Genomic DNA, 18,726 nt, shown 5'->3' with positions numbered 1-18,726 from the left:
TTAGATCTCCACTTCTTCCAAGTCCTTGACCACATGGACCTTCTCAAACACAGTCGCAGCATCCTTACGCAATTGACTGACGTCCTTGGAGAGGAAGCGGGCACTGATATGGTTGAGTAGAAGGCGTTTGGCTCCTGCTTCACGCGCCACTTCTGCTGCCTGCATATTGGTCGAGTGGCCATGCTTACGAGCAATCTTCTCATCGCCCTTGCCATAGGTAGACTCATGCACGAGAACATCGGCATTGACGGCAAGTCTAATGCTGGAATTGGTCTTGCGGGTATCGCCCAAGATGGTGATGATCTTACCCGGTCGAGGGGCTGAGATATAATCCGCAGCAATGATCTTGGTACCATCTTCCAGGGTAACATCCTGCCCATTTTTGACCTGGCCAAAAAGTGGTCCAAATGGAACCCCTGCTGCCTTGAGCTTGTCTGCGTCGAGGGTCCCTTCCAAATCCTTCTGCATGACCCGGTAGCCGACACAGAAAATGGTGTGGTCCAAGGCCTCGGCATAGACCGTGAACTTATCGGTCTCCATGATTTTCCCAAGTGAACCTTCATCGAACTCATGAAAATGGATCTTGTAAGGCAGGCGTGAACCGGAAACTCGAAGGCTGGTCAAGACAAAGGATTTGATCCCAACCGGTCCATAAATCTCTAGATCCGTCTGCTCTTCATTGGCTTGAAAGGCGCGACTAGAGAGGAAACCTGGCAAACCAAAGATATGGTCCCCATGTAAGTGGGTGATAAAAATCTTGCTGACCTTTCGAGGACGGATGCTGGTTTCTAAGATTTGGTTTTGCGTCCCTTCCCCACAGTCAAAGAGCCAAACTTCATTGATTTCATCCAAGAGTTTGAGGGCTAGACTTGAGACATTACGAGATTTGGACGGCTGTCCCGCACCCGTTCCTAAAAATTGAATTTCCATTGTATTCTTTCTAACTTATATAGATCATAGCGGTCCGATTTTTCGATCGAACGGCGATTTTTCCTGGGTAGGCCCTAGCCAATTGGGCCAATTCGTCCTGGTTGTAGCCAGTCAGGCGGATGCTGCCATCTGCTAACTCTTCAAATTGAGACAAAGCTGACAATTCCTTGGTCTCCACCACCTCTCGATCCGTAACATGGCGCATCAAGATCAATCCTTCCTCTTCATAAACGAGGTAGTGAGGAAAGATTTGCGCAATCTCAAACAAGAGATCCATGCTGATAGCTTCTGCTTGCTGGGCAAAGACTTGAGCCAATCCTTTCTCTCGGTAGCAAAAGCCATAGGCCTTGCCAGACAGATTGAGACGGACAAAGGGTTTGTCCTCCTCGAAGCTGGGACTCGTCTGATAGAGATCAAAGGCCTCAGTGACTTGTTCATAGTAGTCTGTTGCTGCTTCGGGGCTCTTCTTTTGGTAAAGCTCAGCAAAGTAGGCATTGATGACACTGGGCGGTGGCGTGATAAACTGGAGCTTTTGCTCTTCTGTCAATCCCGCTAAGACCCGCTCCAAATAGACCTTGTCGAGACTGGTATAGCCACCATAGCTGAGGGCGATATTAAGATAATCCATGATGATAAAACTCCTCTAGTCTCCATGCATTTTTGGGGGCGATGTAGCCTGTTATGACCTCACCAGTCTCCTCATAGGAACGCTCAGCCAATATGGCAATGGTCTCCAATTCATGGATGCGGTAGGCTTGATCAAAAGGAACCTGAATCGTAAAGGGATGGAAGAGCTCCTGCATCTTTTCAAGTAGAATGTCCTGCAGTTTAGTCCGACTATCGGGATCCTTGGCCGAAACCAGACGATAAGGTGTCTGGGTCGGTGTAAAGTCCGCGACTTTATCAGCTTTATTGTAGAGAGTCAAGCGTGGAATCTCCAACATCTCCAAATCCTTCATAATCTGAAGAACTGTTTTTTCATGCTCTTCATGATTGGGATCAGAGGCATCAATGACATGGACCAAGAGATCCACATTCTTGCTTTCTTCCAGGGTCGACTTAAAGCTGGTCACCAACTCTGTCGGTAAGTCCTGAATAAAGCCGACTGTATCTGTCAGAGTTACTTGTAGATTGCCTGTTAGATGAATGCTCTTGGTGGTCGCATCCAAGGTCGCAAAGAGTTCATCTGCCTCGTATTGGGTCTTACTGGTCAAGGCATTCATAATGGTTGATTTGCCAGCGTTGGTATAGCCGATCAAGCCAATCTTAAAGATGGGGGATTCTAGGCGTTTTTCCCGTACCACTTCACGGTTCTTTTCGACCACCTTGAGTTGACGCTCGATATCGGTGATTTGATTGCGGACACTCCGGCGGTTCAACTCCAACTGACTTTCTCCCGGTCCACGGGAACCAATCCCCCCGGCCTGACGGCTGAGCATGATCCCTTGACCCACGAGACGAGGCAAGAGGTACTTGAGCTGGGCCAGATGAACCTGGAGCTTGCCTTCGTGGCTTCGAGCCCGCATGGCAAAGATATCCAAGATCAGTTGCATCCGGTCAATGACCTTTACACCTAAGATTTCTTCTAAATTCACATTCTGGCGAGGGGTCAAACGGTTGTTAACGACAACGGTCGAAACCTCATCTGCATCGACCATTTGGGCAATCTCTTCTAGCTTCCCAGAGCCGACGAAGGTCTTGCTGTCGTACTTCTCCCTCTTTTGGGTGTAGACGCCAACGACTTCTGCCCCGGCTGTCTTGGCTAGACTGGCCAACTCCTCCATAGACATGTCAAAATTCTCCATGCCTTGGAGCTCGACACCAACAATGAGGACCCGCTCCTGTTTTTTCTCAGTTTCTATCATTTAAAAATCTTTCTATATCTTGAAGAATCCGCTCCTTAAAGCCTTCTTCTCCAATCTGGTAAAAATGGACCGTCATCCGATTGCGGAACCAGGTCAACTGGCGTTTTGCAAAACGGCGCGTATTTTGCTTGAGCTGTTCAAGAGCCTCTTCAAGGCTTTGCTCCCCCTTGAAATAAGGGAAGAGCTCCTTGTAGCCAATCCCCTTAGCCGCCTGAACCTCAGGATGGTTGTCATACAGCCCTTTGGCTTCTTCTAACAAGCCCTGCTCAACCATGAAATCCACCCGTCGATTGATGCGGTCATACAAGGCTTGGCGATCATCATCTAAACAGATGATATAGGTTTCATAGGCTGGAGCTAGATTTTCCAAGTCCTGACCGAAATGGGCGATTTCCAAGGCCCGCATAGCCCGTCTGCGATTGATTTGCGGGATCTCAATTCTCTGTTTCGCTACTCGGTCAAACAGTTCTTCATCAGTGAGAGGGGACAAGGACTCCCGATAGGCTAGAATTTCCTCGTGGGCAACATCCCCTCCTAGGTGATAGCCTTCTATGAGACTTTGGACATAGAGGCCTGTCCCTCCAGCAATAATGGGAAGGTGGCCTCGTTCTTGAATCTCCTCGATGGCTTGGCTGGCTTCTGTCACAAAATCATAGGCCGAGTAAGTCTCTGTCACCTCGCGAACATCGATCAGATGATGGGGAGCTCCTGCTTGCTCTTCTGGGCTGGCCTTGGCTGTTCCGATATCTAGGGTGCGGTAAACCTGCTGGCTATCTCCGCTGATGACCTCCCCGTTAAAGCGCTGGGCCACCTCGATAGCGAGGGCTGTTTTGCCAACAGCGGTCGGTCCCACTATCACAATTATCTTGTTTTTCATCGTTTTTCCTTGCAAAAATCGCATTTTTTCGTTACCATATATTATAACATAAAAATTTAAAGTTCTAAAAAGGAGAAATTCTCATGGCTAAAGGATTTGGTAAAGGTTTTGTTACTGGTGTTGCTGGTACAGTTGCTGCTGTAGCAGGTGCAGTTTACACATTCAAGAAAAAAGTAATCGAGCCTGAAGAACAAAAAGCAGCTTTCATCGAAGAAAACCGCAAAAAAGCAGCACGTCGTCGTGTATCACACTAATCAAAAGAAAAAACTCCGGGAAACCGGAGTTTTTTTGTGAATGTAGACAAACTATTTTTACATTACTGGTTAGATAATTTTTTCAAAAAAGTTATTTATTATTTAAGATTTTAAGCAAGTCAAAAACTTTCCGCTGTGAGAAAAGTGCTAGAAACACGATTGTTTCTAGCACACGGGAGTTTTGGAACCTTAGGTCCAAAACTAAGTCATGGAACTTCGTAGAAGTTCGCTGACGTCCGTACTCACCTAAGGAAAGTTTTTCAGAAGAATTTATCTTTAATCTAAAAACTCCGGGAAACCGGAGTTTTTTTGTGTTCTTATCGTTCTTTCAACATCTTGGTGGCAAGATCTAGCATCTCTACTGCCATTTGGTAGTGCTCGTCCAACAAATCGTAGACGGCATCTTCCGATAAGACTCCACAGTAGACCTCTTCAGGGAAGTCTGGTTGATTGGACAATTCGACATCGTCCATGTAGACCTGGCTAGTGTAGTAATCACGAAGGGCGATATAGCTAGACTGGCCAGCTTCTATCCGTTTCAAACATGCTTCAAGCTCTTGGATTAAGCCTTGGTAGGTGTTGAGATGACCTTCCATCTCTTGGATTCGTTCAATTGGGGTCATGAGTTGTCCTTTCTATCTGCTAGAGAAACGACTTGCAACTGCTCACCACCCAGTAAGATCAAATAGGATTCAACCTGATCCACACCATATGAGCGGCGGAGGGCTTCTGCGTAGAGTTCCAGTTGGGCTTGGTAGCGATCCAGCAATTCTTGAGGATTCCGGTAACGGTCTGTCTTGTAGTCAAAGAGAAGAATCCGATCTTCCAATAGTAGGTAGCCGTCTAAGATCCCCCGGACCACAAAGTCCTGGCCACTAGCTGGATCCGTCTTGAGCATGGCAAAGGGTGCTTCACGATAGACCTTGTCGGACTCTTTGAGCAAGAGTTGCCCCAAGTCGGTCTGGAAGAAGGCCAAGACCTTCTTGAGGTCGATTCGCTTCTTGACAGCTAGGCTGGCATTGACTTCTTGGAGAACCATTGCTAGGCTCTCCATGGTTGGAACCGTCATCAATGGGATCCGTTGCATCAATTCGTGCAGAGCACTACCGACTGCTGCTCCTGTCACAGCTTCTTCCTTGCCAAAGGTTGGAAAGTCAAAGCTTGGTAATGGGAGGTCAGCTTTTTCCATGAAGTCCACTCCTTCGACATCTTGGATAGGTTCATAGAATTTCTTGATTTGACTTGGTGTCCGCACGCTCGGAAGTTGGATGGCTGCTTGGTACTGGGTGTTGAGCCGGTCCACTGATTCTAAGACATCCAGGGCACGGCGGATCTCTTCTGATTGCCGGTTGTCCTTGAGGTCATCGACTGGGAGAGAAGACTTCAACTCCAAGTGACCGATTTGCTCCGGCGTCAAGTCTTGGTCGGTCACAAAGCGGGTCTGATAGGCCAAGTGTTGCTGGGCAAAGACTGCCTGGATGGCATAGAGCCAGTCTTGGAAACAATTGTTCTCCTTACGAAGAGCTGGGCTCAAGCGTCCATTGACACTGGATCCCCATTTTTTCTCTTCCAACTTATCCTGCCGGCCCTTGCCCACCAGATAGAGCTTGCGCTCTGCCCGGGTCATAGCGACATAGAGGAGGCGCATCTGTTCCGACAAGGATGCTAGACGAATTTCCTCAACATTTCGCTGATAAGGCAGGGTCTCAATGACCAAGCGTACCGACTCGGGAAGTCCCTCTTGATCTGACTCGACGGGGAGATTCGCAACATACTTGATCCCGACCCCATTTTTCCGACTGATGACAGCATTGGTCGATAGTTCCTTGCCGACAAACTTTTTGTCAGTATTGAGGATAAAGACATAAGGAAACTCAAGTCCCTTGCTCTTATGGATGGTCATGAGTTGGACAGCATCCTTAGGAACTGCCTGGGCGACATTGGCCAAGTCGTGTTGGTTTTCCAAAATCTTATCAATCATGGAGATGAAACGTGGCAAACCTTTGAAACTAGAGCTTTCAAAGTCATTTGCCCGCAGGGTCAAGGCATAGAGATTGGCCTGCCGTTGGGCTCCATTTGGCAGGGCACCCACATAATCATAATAGTGGCGATCTTGGTAAATCTTCCAGAGCAGGTCATAGAGAGAATGCGTCTGAGCATATTCACGCCAGGATTCCAATGTCTCCATAAAGCGGGTGAGCTTCTCTCTCAAGCTGGAATCGATCAAATGAGAAGCACTCCCTGTCAGGTCTAGGGCGTGTTGCAGTTTCTCATAGAGATTCTCTGCCTTCTTGCCTTCAACTCCCTGTAAGGCTAAACGAGCCAACTGGTCCTCATCAAACTCAAACATGGCTGATTTCAGGAGGGCCACCAAGGGATAGTCCTGCAAGGGATTGTTAATGGTTCGGAGGGTGTCCAAAAGGACCATGACTTCAACGGACTGGAGGTAGTTTTCCTCTCCTCCATCTGCAACGATAGGAATTTGATAGGCTTCAAAGGCTGAAAGCACCTTGTCGTTGCGAGTCCGAGACGCCGTCAAGAGTGTGATATCCTTAAAGGAAACCTCTTCTTCGTTGTGGAGGCGGATGATCTCCTTGATGACCAAAAGGACTTCACCTGAGGATAGGCTATCCCCTTCTTGCTCCTCGTCTTCAGTTGCTTCAGCCACATCCTGACTGCCATCGTAAAGCAGGAACTCAGTTTCATAGGCGGGTGTCGGCTCTTTCTTATCCGGATTGCCCGCAATCAAGCGGTGGCTCTGGTCATAAAGAATCTCCCCAACTTCCTCGTCCATGAGGCGTTCAAAGACATGGTTGGTCGCTTCCAAGACTTCTACATGGCTACGGAAATTCTCCTTGAGCAGGATCAACTTACCATCAGCCCCTTCTTCTTGATAGGCCTTAAACTTGTCATTAAAAATTTGAGGATCTGCCTGACGGAATCGGTAGATGGACTGCTTGATATCTCCCACCATGAAGCGGTTGTGGCCATTGGACAAGAGTTCCAACATCCGCTCTTGGGTATGGTTGGTATCCTGGTACTCATCGACCATGACCTCGTGGTAGCGCTCTTGATAGAGACTACGGATATGGGGGAATTCTTCAAGGATCTGGATAGCAAAATGGCTGATGTCGCCAAATTCAAAGGCATTTTCTTGCTTCTTGCGCTCTAAATAAGCAGTAGAGAAAGCTTGGACAAAGTCCCTGAGCAAGACCAGCAAAGGCAAGGGTTCATCCTTGAATCGAATCTGATAGGTTAGCTGGTAGTGCTGGGAAGCTGCTGCCCGCAAGGCTTCGATGCGTTCTTTGCGTTCATCATTGAAGGCCGTAGCTAGCTCTTTCAGGTCTTCTTTTCGTGTCGTAATGGTCAGGCTACGTCCTCCGCTGGCACGGGAGATCAAGACCACCCGCTCCAAGACCTCAAAGATGGCTTCCTGGCTGGACTGCTCATTGAGACTAGCAATTAAGTCTTGAATAGCGGTGACATTCTCTTGGTACTTGGCCCCTGAAAAGGCTTGGCCTTCATTGGCCAGGTGGAAGGTAAAGAAAGATTCCAGTTCAAAGAGCTGCTCTTTTACCTCTTGGGCCAACTGGTCCAAGGCTTCATCATAGTCCAGGTCCTGATAGCCTTTGAGGAAGGACTCCTCAAGCCAGGCTTGGGGATCCGCAGTGGATTGGAGGAAGTCTATCAGGGCATAAACCTGGTCCTTAAAACCAGCTAGCGACTTGCCCTTTCCTGTAAAGTTCTTGACCAGACGACTAAAGAGGCGGTCGGTCCCTTGCTCCTCATAAAAGCGCTCAAAGACTTGTTCAAAACAATCATTCTTGAGCAAGTACTGCTCGCTCGCGCTTTGGAGGATGCGGAAAGTCGGCGAGAGGCCTAATAAATAGCCATATATAGAGACCAGGCGTTGCGTGAAGGCATCCATGGTTCCTATATCACTAGTTGGTAATTCTGCAATTTGTTGGGCCAAGTGGTGCTTGAGCTCCTCATCCTGGCTAGCCTTGAGACTTTTCTCCAACTCTTTTTCCAACCGTTCCTTGAGCTCAGTCGCTGCCTTGACGGTAAAGGTTGAGATAAACAATTGCTGGATGGAAATTCCCCGGTGCAATTGATCAAGGATCCGTTGGACCATGACGAAGGTCTTCCCAGAACCAGCCGAAGCCGAGACCAGGATATTGGTCCCTGACGAATAGATGGCTTCTATCTGCTCAGGGGTCCGCTTTGGTTCCTTGTCAGACTGGGCCTCCTGGACTTGGAGGTCTTGAATCTGACCGGGACTTAAAAATTCAATTGGTTTCATTGATTCAATTCCTCCTTCATTTTTTCTATCCAGGCCTGGCGGAGCTTGTCACCGACTGGGCGTTTCTCGTACTGACTTGGATCCAATTTTTCCAAGAAGCGGGCTTGTCCCAGGTGGAGATTGGCTTCAAATCCCGTAATAGACTTGTATTGTTCTACATAGGGAGCAATGCTTATGCCATTTTCAGTATAAGGGTTAATCGCAAAGTTACCAGACAAAATTCCCTCTGCTGCTTCTTGATAGAGATGGGCATTGTAGAGCAAGAGCAGGTCTAGCTCCTCTTGACTCAGGAGCATAGCCTTGTTTTTCTCATAGTTCTCCCCTAGTTGGCTGGCCTGATCTGCCAAGAAAAGGCCCTTGTATTGCTGGGTTTTTAGAACGGCTTGGACAGCATCATCGACCGCCTTGGTATCCTTGAGAGGCACCAAAGGATCCACCATCTGCAAGTACATGGCTCCGAAGATCCCCTTGTCAGGATCAAAGGCCTGAAAGTCTTTGATAGCAGACAGATAGGTTGGCAACTGGGAGTTGAGACCATTATAGAACTTCTCAAAGTTAAACTTGGTCTCACTGGACTTGTAGTCCACCACTCCCAAAGCTCCTGTGTCAGATAGCCGGTCAATCCGGTCGACCTTGCCCTTGACCAAGAGCGGACGACCATCTTCTAGGGTTAAGAAGGGACGATCTGCCTGGCCGAAGAGAGCTTCTTCTCCAATGGTTTCAATGCGATCATTGTGAGCGAGGACACGTCCCGTTGCCCGAGCCGTATCCAGGAGCAATTCTTTTGAAAAGGCAGCCATAGCATTCTCCTGATAAAGGAGGGCGAACTCTGTCTCCTGGCTGGTTTCGCTAATGGCCTTGTTCAAGCGCTCATCAAAATCTTCTTCTGAAGGATCTTTTAGCACCCGTTCAAAAATTCGGTGCAAGAAATTCCCGTGGCTTCTCGCATCTGGTCGCAAGTGCCACTCCTCTTGCAAGCCCAAGACATAGTGGAGATAATAGCTGTATTGGTTTTGGTAGTAGGTGTTGAGGGCTGAGGCAGATAAAGACAAAGCCTGATCTTTAGGGTAAAGGGCTTCTAGCGTCTCATCCTCTAAGACCTTGGTTGTCAAGTTTTTGCTGATTTGCGGAATGTGCAAGCCTTCTGCATCTAGTTTCTTTCGAAGGACACGAATGGCAACTGCCCAGAAGGTAGCTTCTTCCTTGCTCAACTCCTGGTCAATTTCTCCCTGGTGCAATTCAATCAGTCGAGCTAAGAGGGCCTGGTAAGTCCCCATATCTTCACTAGAAGCCCTTGCCTTCTTCTCAATGACGGGTAGACTGAGCGGTGCCTTGGTCAGCTCGAGCAAGTAAGGGGACATCTTGTCATCCACTTCGTTGACTAAAATAGGGCTAGACAAGACCAATTGTTTGGTGGCTGCATTGAAGAGGGACAGGGCGACGAAGCGATTCTTCCGTAAGTTGTCCTGACTGGCAATTTGGAGATTGGCCTGTTCGTCTGAGGCTTGGTTCAAGAACTGGCGCTCCTCATCCGTCAGCAAGGATTGGTCCTTGGCAATCTTAGGGAAGCGCTCCTGGGTCAAGCCGATGGCATAGACATAAGGTGCTGATAAAGGCTCAATCAAATCATAGGACTGAACCGTCACCACATCGACAGTCGCCGGGACCGTCCGATAACTTGCCAACAACATCCCTGACAAGAGGATGCTAAGGAAATCATCCAAGGTTACCTTGATTTGATCAAAGACCTGGGCAAATTGTTCTAGCACATGGCTAAAGGACTTCCAGACTTGATCATAGCGTTCCATCTCCTGCTCAGAACCACGACTGGCCAACTGTTGCATGTTTTGCGCTAACTGGGCATCTTGGCAAAACTGGGCAAACTTCTTCAGCAGTCCCTGGCTAGTCTGGCTCTTGGTCTTATAAAATTCCTGCAGGGGACTGATGACTTGCTGGCGAATCTGATTGAGACGCTCTAGGTCAAATTTGTCCTGGTGGTTGGCTGTAAAGTCACGAGAAAAGGCAGCCAGACCCTTGATCTCTGCAAAGCGAACATATTGTTCAAAATGGTCAATTTCCTCTCGTGTCAGCGTCTCATAGAGCCCTGTCTTCAAGAGATTGATCACATCTTCGGTCAAAAAACGGTAGCGTCGAAGGCGGTCTAAGGATTCCACCCATTGAACCAAAGGATGCTGGGCCATGGATTCACTCTTTCCAAGATAGAAAGGAATCTGGTACTGGTCAAAGATGGTCTTGAGCTGCAGTTGATAAGCATCCACATCTCCCAAGAGGACCCGAATGTCTTTGTACCGAGCCCCCTCATAGAGGCGCTTGCGAATGGAGCGAGCGACGGCTTCTAGCTCTTCTTTTTGATGGTTGCAGGTCCAAATCTCTACAGCTTCTCGATCTTGATCAGACAGCTCTAAATCGACTTCTGTAAAGTCATAGCGAGCTTCCAAGATCCGCGTCATGCGGCTAAAGGCATCCTCTTTTCCTTGACCGACGTAGCTTGGTGTGACCTGGTAGGTCCTAGCCAAGTCTAGCAAGAAATCGACACTGGCCTGGTAGAGATTGCCCTCACGAAAGCTCGAGCGATAGGCCTTCTCACTGGCATAGGCCCCGATAATGATCTCGACACCCTTGTCATGTAGCAAATGAACCAGGTAGTCCTCCTCGGCTGAAAAACGGGTAAAGCCGTCAATCACTAAGGCCAAATCCTTTAACTCCTCATCCAAATCTCCCTTGATAAGGTGAGAGGCAAAATTAGCCAGCTTAGACTCAGACTCAAAGGCGCCTGCGACTAACTGGTCTTGGACAGCCTTCAAGATATGGACCAGATCTTCTCTCTTTTCCTGATCTGGCAAGGCATCCAAGTCGGATGCTGTCATCTGGGCAGTCTGCAATTCATGAAAGAGCTGGATCAATTGTTGGATAAACTGGGGATCCTTCTTGAGACGGGCATAGACCTTGAGCTCTTCATCCGGCATCTGAGAAAGCACCTTAAAAAAGAGCATGCCGAGACCGATATCATCGAGCGACTCCTGCTGGTGGCTTTCATTGAGGGTAAAATAGCGTGCCATCTGGGCAAAGCGCGTAATGGTGATAGCAAAAGAAGCCTTCTGGTCGAGGAGTTGCAAGACTTTGCCTTCCTTTTCAAAGGACAGAGAGTTGGGCGCGATATAAAAGACCCGCTTCCCTTCAGCAACCAAGCGATTGGCTTCATCTACCAAAACCTGGGTTAAAGGCGTTCGAATATCTGTATAGACTAATTTCATAATGTTAGGATTCCTGTAAAATGATAGTTCTATTATACCATCTTTGCGCCTTTTCTACAGGGATTTTCCTAGAGTTCAAGCAAGTCAAAGCAGATAAAAATGAGGCTGGGACAAAAATCCTAGCCTATCAATTGTCTTTGAATTATCGAGCAAGACGCAGTGGTTGAGTGGGCTCTTCTACGCTGATTTTCATCAGCTTTTACAGCCCTACTCAACTGTGCGGAGGTGGGACAACGAAATCGAATTCTATCGAATTACCGATTTCTGTCCCACTCTCTTTTCAACTATTTTTTTAGCTTCCCCAGTTGATCAAGAGATAGAGTATGCTAGAGCCAAACATATCGGCCAAAGCATGCATGAGGAAGAATGGCAAGAGGTTCTTGATCACCTTTTTGTAGAGGACATAATAGAAGAGTCCATAGATGACACCGATGACCACTGCCCAAACCAAACCTTGGTAGGTATGGAAGGAAATCCGAATCAAGGTCGAATAAGCCAGGGCCCACCACTTGTACTTCTGATTAACTGATGTCATGACTCCTAAGAAGAAGAACTCTTCGTAGAAACCATTGAGCAAGGCATAAGCAATCGCCATGGGACTGAGTGCTAAGAACTTGTGGATAATCTGCATGGGATCAATATAAGCAAAGAGATTAACATTGAAGTAATCATACTCTCCGCTCACCGTTGTCACGATATCCCCAAACAAACCGACGATGGCAAAGATAAAGGGTACCCAAAAGAGGACAGACCATTTGAAGCGAATCGGCAGCTGTTTAAAATCGAAATTCCTGAGAAGCAAGTAAGCCAAGGCAATGGCTAATAAGATGATCTGCAAGGTGAAGTTGCTGGAATATGCTGCCCCATCCGTGGCAGTATTGGTAGCTGTCTCCGTGGCTGTGCTAACGGCTTGAGCAACCGGCTGAAAGCTTGCTATAAAGGCTTGCGTCGACCAGACAATAAACTGCCCAAACATAATGGTGGTCACAATAGCGATATCATACCATTTGAGCTCTTTTAAAGGCTTTTCTGGACGTATAAACTTAAGAATTTTCATCATTCATCCTTCTATTCCCACATTGGAAGTATTTTTGGTAGTTCTACTATAAAAGAATATGCTTAAAGAAACTTTAATTCTTAGCTAGTAATAAAATTGTTATAAATAATTTGCTGTTATTACAATATAAAGATAAATTTTATTAATAACTTTCCTTATGTGAGTACGGACGTCAGCGAACTTCTACGAAGTTCCATGACTTAGTTTTGAACCTAATGTTTCAAAACTCCCGAGTGCCTGAAACAATTGAGTTTCAGGCACTTTTCTCACGGCGGAAAGTTTTAATCTATATTGAAAAGACTTTAAAATAAGAAATCGTTGATTTCTTTGAAGAATAATCTAGGTTAATTTATGTATAGAACAGTTTGTCTATATAAAAACGACCAGTTGGTCGTTTCTTTATTTCTATTCCTCTAAGAGGTCTTGAATTCTATCTAGATACTGGTTGTCTGTCACTGCCATTACTCGCACCCCTTCCGGCCAAATAAAGTCAGGATGAAGCTGAATCTGAAGCGGTTGGTCTTCCGCATCTCGATAACCAATAATATTGAGATGGTACTCTTCTCTGACCGCCAAGTCTTGAAGGTTTTTTCCTACCCAGCTAGCTGGAACCGTGAACTCAGCCACCACCACTGCTTCATCCAACTGGAAGACTTCAATCCCGTGTTGGAAGAGGATCATCTTGGCTAGGGACATCCCGGCTTCTACCTCAGGTAAGATGACCAAATCAGCCCCAATCTTCTCAAGGACTTCCTTGGTCACTTCATTCTTGACCTTGGCAATGACTCGCTCAACGCCCAATGCCTTACAGTGCATGACAGCTAGGACACTGGACTCCAGGTTTTCACCTGTCGCGATAACGACTGTATCACAGTTCCCAATATCTGCCGCATCCAGGAGGTCCATTTCCGTAATATCTCCAACAATTCCAGTTGTAATCATGGATTCATACTGGTTGATCACATCTTCGTGATCGTCAATTGCAATGATATCCACATCCTGGTCCTGCAGGGTTTTTAAGACACTCTGTCCAAAAATCCCTAATCCCAGAATTCCAATGGTTCGATTTGCCATAAGTCTCTCCTATCCGATAATGATGTCTGCCTTGGCATACTGCAAGGCATCTGCCTTCTTGGCTTTGTAATTGTTCAAACTGACCATGAGGGTCAAGGGACCGATCCGTCCGATAAACATAAGAATCATGATGATGCCTAGTCCCGCTCCATTTAAGGTTGAGGTCACATTAGCCGTCACTCCGACTGTTGCTAGAGCGGATACCACCTCAAAGACCAAATAGATAAAGCGTTGGCCATCCGGCGTCACCAAACAGATTCCTAATAGACCCAGTAAGAAGGTCAACTGGAAAATCACCGCCGTCCCAAAGGAACGTTGAACAATGTCTGGCGCGATCGTTCGTTTTCCTAAATTGGTATGTGGCAACCCGAGCAGTTCCTTGCGAGCCAAAAGAACTAAAACCAGGAAGGTCGTAATTTTCATCCCTCCTGCTGTCCCGCCTGGTGCTCCACCTAGAAACATCTGCAAGAGATAGATAAAGAGTGTCACTGGCCGGACTGCTGTATAATCTAAGGAGGCAAAACCGGCTGTCCGCATGCTGACGGTCTGGAAAAAGCTGACCAAGACCTTCTCTCCCAATGGCAGAGACCCAATTGTTGCTGGATTATCAAACTCGGTCAAGAGACTGGTTACTGTCCCAAAGAGGAGAATCGCAGCTGTTAACCAGAGAACCACCTTGGTGTGAAAGCGAAGAGTCCGTCGTCCGGATTGGTTACGAGTCTTTGAAGCGAGGTCAAACCAAACCATAAAGCCCAAACCGCCTGTGATAATTAGGGCAGACAAGGTTAGGTTGACCAGCCAATCAGTCTGGAAACTCATCATGCTATCGCCCCCAAAATTATCAAAGCCCGCATTACAAAAGGCGGAAACCGCGACAAAGATAGAGTTAAAGATTCCATGGCCCCAGCCGAAGCGAGGGATAAAGCGGGTCATGAGGAACAAGGCTCCCAACCCTTCGATGGTAAAGGTAGTAATGAAGATGGAGCGCACAAAACGGGCCAAGCTCTGGTTATTCCTAAAGCTAAAACTGTCCCGGATGGTCTGCCGGTCCTTGTAACTGAGCTTTTGTCGGCTCTCCATAAAGAAGAGACCGATAAAGGTCAAGATACCTAGGCCTCCGATCTGGATCAAAAGCATACAGATCAATTGCCCCCAACCATTATAGGTCGAAGCCACCGACTGGGTAAAAAGCCCTGTCACACAGACCATGGATACCGCTGTAAAAAGATGGTCGACATAGCCTGCTGTTGAGCTTGCTTGCTGGACAAAAGGCAGACTCAGTAAGAGCGAGCCGATTATGATAACCAAGGCAAAGCTGAAAAAGATCCGCCTTGCCGGAGACAGACCTTTGATCTTGGACTGCCACTGTTTAAAAAATGATTTGACTAACATAGCTTCATTGTATCATAAAAGTGGATTGGACTCACAAGTGATGAATCATTTCTAGGCATAATTCTAAGGCCTTCTCAAATGCCTCAGATCCCCAGTCACGCTGATCATAATTTTCCAGGTCGGCAAGAGAATCTGCGGTAAATAGGAGCAAGCCCCAAACCGCCCCACGAAGCTGGGCCACTGCAGCAAGAGAGGCACACTCCATCTCCACCACACTACACCCTTCTTCGATGCGATAGGCGACCTTATCAGGCGTTTCTCTATAAAATCCGTCCGTCGACCAGGTCATGACCTCTTGATAAGGAATTTCTTTTCCTTTCAAGACCGTTTCAATAGCGGTCAGTGCTCGCCTATCCACTTCGATATAACGGGAAGGCGCTACATAATGGTAACTAGCTCCCTCATCTCGCAAGGCCTTGGTCGGGATCAAGAAGGCATTTTCTTCCATGTCCACCAAGACGCCACAGCTACCTGCCGATATGATCTTCCTCACCCCATAGCCAATCAACCAATCCATGAATTGGGCAGCAGGGGCAGATCCGACTGGCGCTTGCGCCAAGCAGATATCCTCTCCTTGGTGCTCCATGACATAAACCGGATAGATCTTGGTAGCTGAGACAAAGCTAGCTACTTGCTTAGCACTAACAGCTTTTGCAAAGCGGTCAATCACATCCTCTAAGAAAGCATAAACGCATTTTTCAGGTAGGTGCAGTTCTAACCCCTCATGGGTCGGCATAATGACTGCTTGTGGGTTGTCGTCAAACTCTAAAATAGGAATTTCATGTTTATGGATCATTTGTTGCCTCCAAACTTGTTTGTAATATTATATAAGTCCATCTAGCCGGTGTCAAGAAAAGATAGCAAAAAGGACTATTTCCCTTCCACAGCAACTCCCCATATAACTGAATACTTTCAACTATGATATAATGGGGACAGTACAAGGGAGGAAACCTATGTTACAAGAACTAGCCTTTACAGGCCAATGGAGACACTATCAAGAACGCGTTCTCGATAAGAGTGACGCTTTTATGGCGGATGGCCACCTACATTTGGTAGCAGCTCCTGGCTCTGGAAAAACAACCCTGGGAATCGAATTTATCAGACGCTTCGGCCAGCCAACCCTGATCTTGGCTCCTACGGTCACCATTCGTCAACAATGGGTGGACCGGATTATCCAAGCATTCTTGAGTGATGAAAGCCAAGCGGAGCAATTGATCTCTCAGGACCTCAAACATCCTAAGCTGATTACAGTGGCTACCTATCAGGCTCTACACAGCGCCATGAACCAAGTCGTCGGTCAATCACAAGCTGAGGATACCGATGACCAGGCAGAGATTGAAACATTTGATTTCAAAGGCTTTGATATCTTTACTACTTTCAAAGCCATCTCACTCGGCACCCTTTGTTTAGACGAGTGTCACCACTTACGCAATGAATGGTGGAAAAGTTTGGAAGCCTTTCGTCAAGCCTTCCCTGACTTAAAAATGATCTCCCTTACTGCTACCCCGCCCTATGAAGGAGATCCTGCCCTTTGGGATCGTTATATCCGCATGTGTGGTGAGATTGATGAGGAAATTACGGTTCCCGAATTGGTCAAGGAAGACACCCTTTGTCCCCACCAAGACTATGTCTACTTCGCCTTTCCAACCAAGGAAGAGCAAGAGCAGTTGGATGCTTTTAGCCAACAAAAGAATGCTCTCTTGCAGCAACTGACTTCCGATCCCCTCTTTTGCCAAAACCTCCAAACCTGCCAAGCCTTATCGGGTCAGATCAGCGATGATGAATTGCTCAATGAGCCCAAGTATCTCTCTGCTACCCTGATCTTTCTTCGAAGCAAGGGAATCGCCTTTCCCAAACGTTTCCAGGACCTTTTAGGAGCCAAGAAACTACCTGCTTTCACCCTGGACTGGCTTGAAATTCTCCTGCAAGGCCTGCTCTTTCAGGTACCTCACTGGTACAATCTACCTGAGGAATACGAGAAGCAACTGCTTCATGAATTAAAAGCAGCCAGCTTGATCGATCGAAAACAAGTCAAACTGGTCCGCAACAAAAAACAAGACCTTCTGCTCAACCAATCCCTCGGAAAACTAAATGCTGTCCGAGAAATTTTCAAGACCGAATACCAGGCTCTTGGAAGCAGACTGCGCCAACTGGTCCTAACAGACTATATTCGCCAAGACTTTGAAGTTCATCTCGGGGATAAGGACGCCCAATTTACTCAATTGGGAGTGCTCTCTTATTTCGAATCTATCCGCAGGGAAAGCTTAGAGCAAGCAACTCCTCCTGCCATCGCTGTCTTAATCGGTAGCATCGTCATCATCCCTACGGTCGCTAAGCCAAGATTAGAAGAACTTCTAGGAGAGAATCGTTTGACTTACCAAAGTGTCGGCCAATTATCTCCTGATGACTTTCTCAAGGTTCGCTTGGTTGGTTCTCAACATGATTTGGTGACAGCCGTGACCCAGCTCTTTCAAGAAGGGCTCATTCAAGTCGTCATTGGAACCAAGTCACTTCTAGGAGAAGGCTGGGATGCTCCTTGCGTCAATTCCCTTATCCTAGCGAGCTTTGTCGGCAGTTTTATGCTCAGCAACCAAATGCGAGGCCGTGCCATCCGAGTGTGGCCTCAGGAGCCAGACAAGACTAGTAATATCTGGCACCTGGTCTCCATCAATCTTTCCCTAAAGAAATGGTATGAAAAGTCCGATCTTGAAAAGGAAGAAATCGAAGCCATCACTGATCAGTTGAAAGAATACAGTCCTGATCTGGAGCTCTTAGAAAGACGGATGAAGCAATTTTTAGGTCTCCATTACAAAGAGCCCTTCATCGAATCTGGTATTGAACGTCTAGCCTTTGACAATATCCGCTATACCAAAAAACAGTTGCAGAAACTCAATGAAGAAACCTTAGAGCGCTCCACCCATCGTCAAGAACTCCGGGATGGCTGGCAAAAAGCCCTGCCGATTCTGGAGAATATGGAGATTGCAAATGAGGTCCAAGTGGATAAACACTTCCTGCCCCTGGCCCTATTTTTTGACGCCAGGAAGCTAGCTCGCTGGCTGACGGCCGCTGCTTTGACCGATGCTTTCGCCAACCTGATTTACTATTCACATAGAGGAGGAGGGAATAAAGCGTCTCTTATTCTTCTATTCTTCTTAGCTGTCCCCGCACTCCTTGCTTGGCTTCGCTACTATCTCTATAAGAGCCCTTATAAACGGCTAGAAGTCTTTGGCCAGGCTATCCACCAAGCCCTACTCCTTTCTGGCCAGATCCAGACCCAAGAAACCCGCATCCAAGTCGTACGAGACAGAAAGGATGCCATCAACACGCTGATCTATTTGAAGGGCGGAACCATGCGGGAGAAGGAACTCTTCTCGCAAACCATGATCGAATTCTTCGCACCGATTGAAAATCAGCGCTATATCTTGAAAGCACAGGAAAAGGTGTCCGATCAGACAGAATATTTCGCTGTACCAAGCCTCTTTGACAAACGGAAAGAGGATGCCCAAGCCTTTGTGGCGCAAATCCGAAAGAGTATAGGCAAGTATGACCTCGTCTATACCCGAAGTGCGGAAGGTCGCGCTATTCTCCTAGATGCGCGCATTAAGGCCTTAGCTAATAAACAAGAGCGTACCTTCACCAAGAAACAAGTGTTGTCAAATTTGAAATAAGAATTTATTTCACAATAAAAAATTCTAGTAG

14 protein-coding genes are annotated in these 18,726 nt (G+C 47.2%); 3 read left to right on the top strand and 11 right to left on the bottom strand.

From position 1 onward, the window contains the following. From rnz to miaA, 4 genes are read right to left on the bottom strand one after another with little or no spacing between them, the layout of a single operon-like run. Positions 1-930, bottom strand: coding sequence for a ribonuclease Z (rnz, locus tag H8S88_RS05245; RefSeq protein WP_048691353.1), 930 nt, complete (start codon positions 928-930; stop codon positions 1-3). A 10-nt stretch (positions 931-940) separates the two neighbouring features. After that, the gene (locus H8S88_RS05240; protein WP_398578234.1) at positions 941-1,561 is read right to left on the bottom strand and encodes a cystathionine beta-lyase; all 621 of its coding nucleotides are present in this window, start codon (positions 1,559-1,561) and stop codon (positions 941-943) included. Next, a complete protein-coding gene (gene hflX, locus H8S88_RS05235) occupies positions 1,545-2,795 on the bottom strand; it encodes a GTPase HflX (protein WP_048691349.1) in 1,251 nt (416 codons plus the stop codon). The genes H8S88_RS05240 and hflX overlap by 17 nt, the downstream gene beginning before the upstream one ends. Beyond that, positions 2,782-3,672: a tRNA (adenosine(37)-N6)-dimethylallyltransferase MiaA gene (gene miaA / locus H8S88_RS05230; RefSeq protein ID WP_048691348.1), complete on the bottom strand. Its 891-nt coding sequence runs from the start codon at positions 3,670-3,672 to the stop codon at positions 2,782-2,784. Before miaA ends, hflX begins: the two co-directional genes overlap by 14 nt. A gap of 83 nt (positions 3,673-3,755) precedes the next feature. On the opposite strand from miaA, the gene H8S88_RS05225 reads away from it, so the two are divergent. Continuing rightward, the gene (locus tag H8S88_RS05225; protein WP_003002781.1) at positions 3,756-3,926 is read left to right on the top strand and encodes a DUF3042 family protein; all 171 of its coding nucleotides are present in this window, start codon (positions 3,756-3,758) and stop codon (positions 3,924-3,926) included. A 317-nt stretch (positions 3,927-4,243) separates the two neighbouring features. Here the strand turns inward: H8S88_RS05225 and H8S88_RS05220 are convergent, their stop codons facing one another. The 3 genes from H8S88_RS05220 to rexB are packed head-to-tail and all read right to left on the bottom strand — an operon-like array spanning position 4,244 to position 11,504. After that, the gene (locus H8S88_RS05220) at positions 4,244-4,549 is read right to left on the bottom strand and encodes a DUF4298 domain-containing protein (protein WP_125329514.1); all 306 of its coding nucleotides are present in this window, start codon (positions 4,547-4,549) and stop codon (positions 4,244-4,246) included. Next, complete coding sequence (gene addA / locus H8S88_RS05215) at positions 4,546-8,229, bottom strand: helicase-exonuclease AddAB subunit AddA (RefSeq protein WP_236128077.1); 3,684 nt, start codon at positions 8,227-8,229, stop codon at positions 4,546-4,548. The genes H8S88_RS05220 and addA overlap by 4 nt, the downstream gene beginning before the upstream one ends. Then, positions 8,226-11,504 carry an ATP-dependent nuclease subunit B gene (gene rexB, locus H8S88_RS05210; RefSeq protein WP_236128076.1) on the bottom strand — a complete coding sequence of 1,093 codons (3,279 nt, stop codon included), beginning with the start codon at positions 11,502-11,504 and terminating at the stop codon, positions 8,226-8,228. Before rexB ends, addA begins: the two co-directional genes overlap by 4 nt. A 20-nt stretch (positions 11,505-11,524) precedes the next feature. Here rexB and H8S88_RS05205 point away from each other — a divergent pair, with 20 nt between their 5' ends. Then, positions 11,525-11,671, top strand: a complete 147-nt coding sequence (locus tag H8S88_RS05205; RefSeq protein ID WP_195611577.1) for a hypothetical protein — start codon at positions 11,525-11,527, stop codon at positions 11,669-11,671. A 125-nt stretch (positions 11,672-11,796) separates the two neighbouring features. On the opposite strand, the gene H8S88_RS05200 is transcribed toward H8S88_RS05205, so the two are convergent. The 4 genes from H8S88_RS05200 to H8S88_RS05185 form a co-directional block, all read right to left on the bottom strand. Beyond that, complete coding sequence (locus H8S88_RS05200; protein WP_195611639.1) at positions 11,797-12,561, bottom strand: CPBP family intramembrane glutamic endopeptidase; 765 nt, start codon at positions 12,559-12,561, stop codon at positions 11,797-11,799. A 405-nt stretch (positions 12,562-12,966) separates the two neighbouring features. Beyond that, the gene (locus tag H8S88_RS05195) at positions 12,967-13,635 is read right to left on the bottom strand and encodes a potassium channel family protein (protein WP_195612182.1); all 669 of its coding nucleotides are present in this window, start codon (positions 13,633-13,635) and stop codon (positions 12,967-12,969) included. Positions 13,636-13,644: 9 nt separating this feature from the next. After that, positions 13,645-15,027: a TrkH family potassium uptake protein gene (locus tag H8S88_RS05190; RefSeq protein WP_195612184.1), complete on the bottom strand. Its 1,383-nt coding sequence runs from the start codon at positions 15,025-15,027 to the stop codon at positions 13,645-13,647. 31 nt (positions 15,028-15,058) lie between these two features. Then, complete coding sequence (locus H8S88_RS05185; protein WP_236128075.1) at positions 15,059-15,823, bottom strand: nucleoside phosphorylase; 765 nt, start codon at positions 15,821-15,823, stop codon at positions 15,059-15,061. Positions 15,824-15,980: 157 nt separating this feature from the next. On the opposite strand from H8S88_RS05185, the gene H8S88_RS05180 reads away from it, so the two are divergent. Further along, a complete protein-coding gene (locus tag H8S88_RS05180; RefSeq protein ID WP_236128074.1) occupies positions 15,981-18,695 on the top strand; it encodes a DEAD/DEAH box helicase family protein in 2,715 nt (904 codons plus the stop codon). Positions 18,696-18,726: the final 31 nt, after the last annotated feature.

This window comes from Streptococcus sp. GS001, from assembly GCF_021595565.1.
Classification (GTDB): domain Bacteria; phylum Bacillota; class Bacilli; order Lactobacillales; family Streptococcaceae; genus Streptococcus; species Streptococcus xiaochunlingii.
This window is presented reverse-complemented; position numbering and strand designations above follow the sequence as displayed.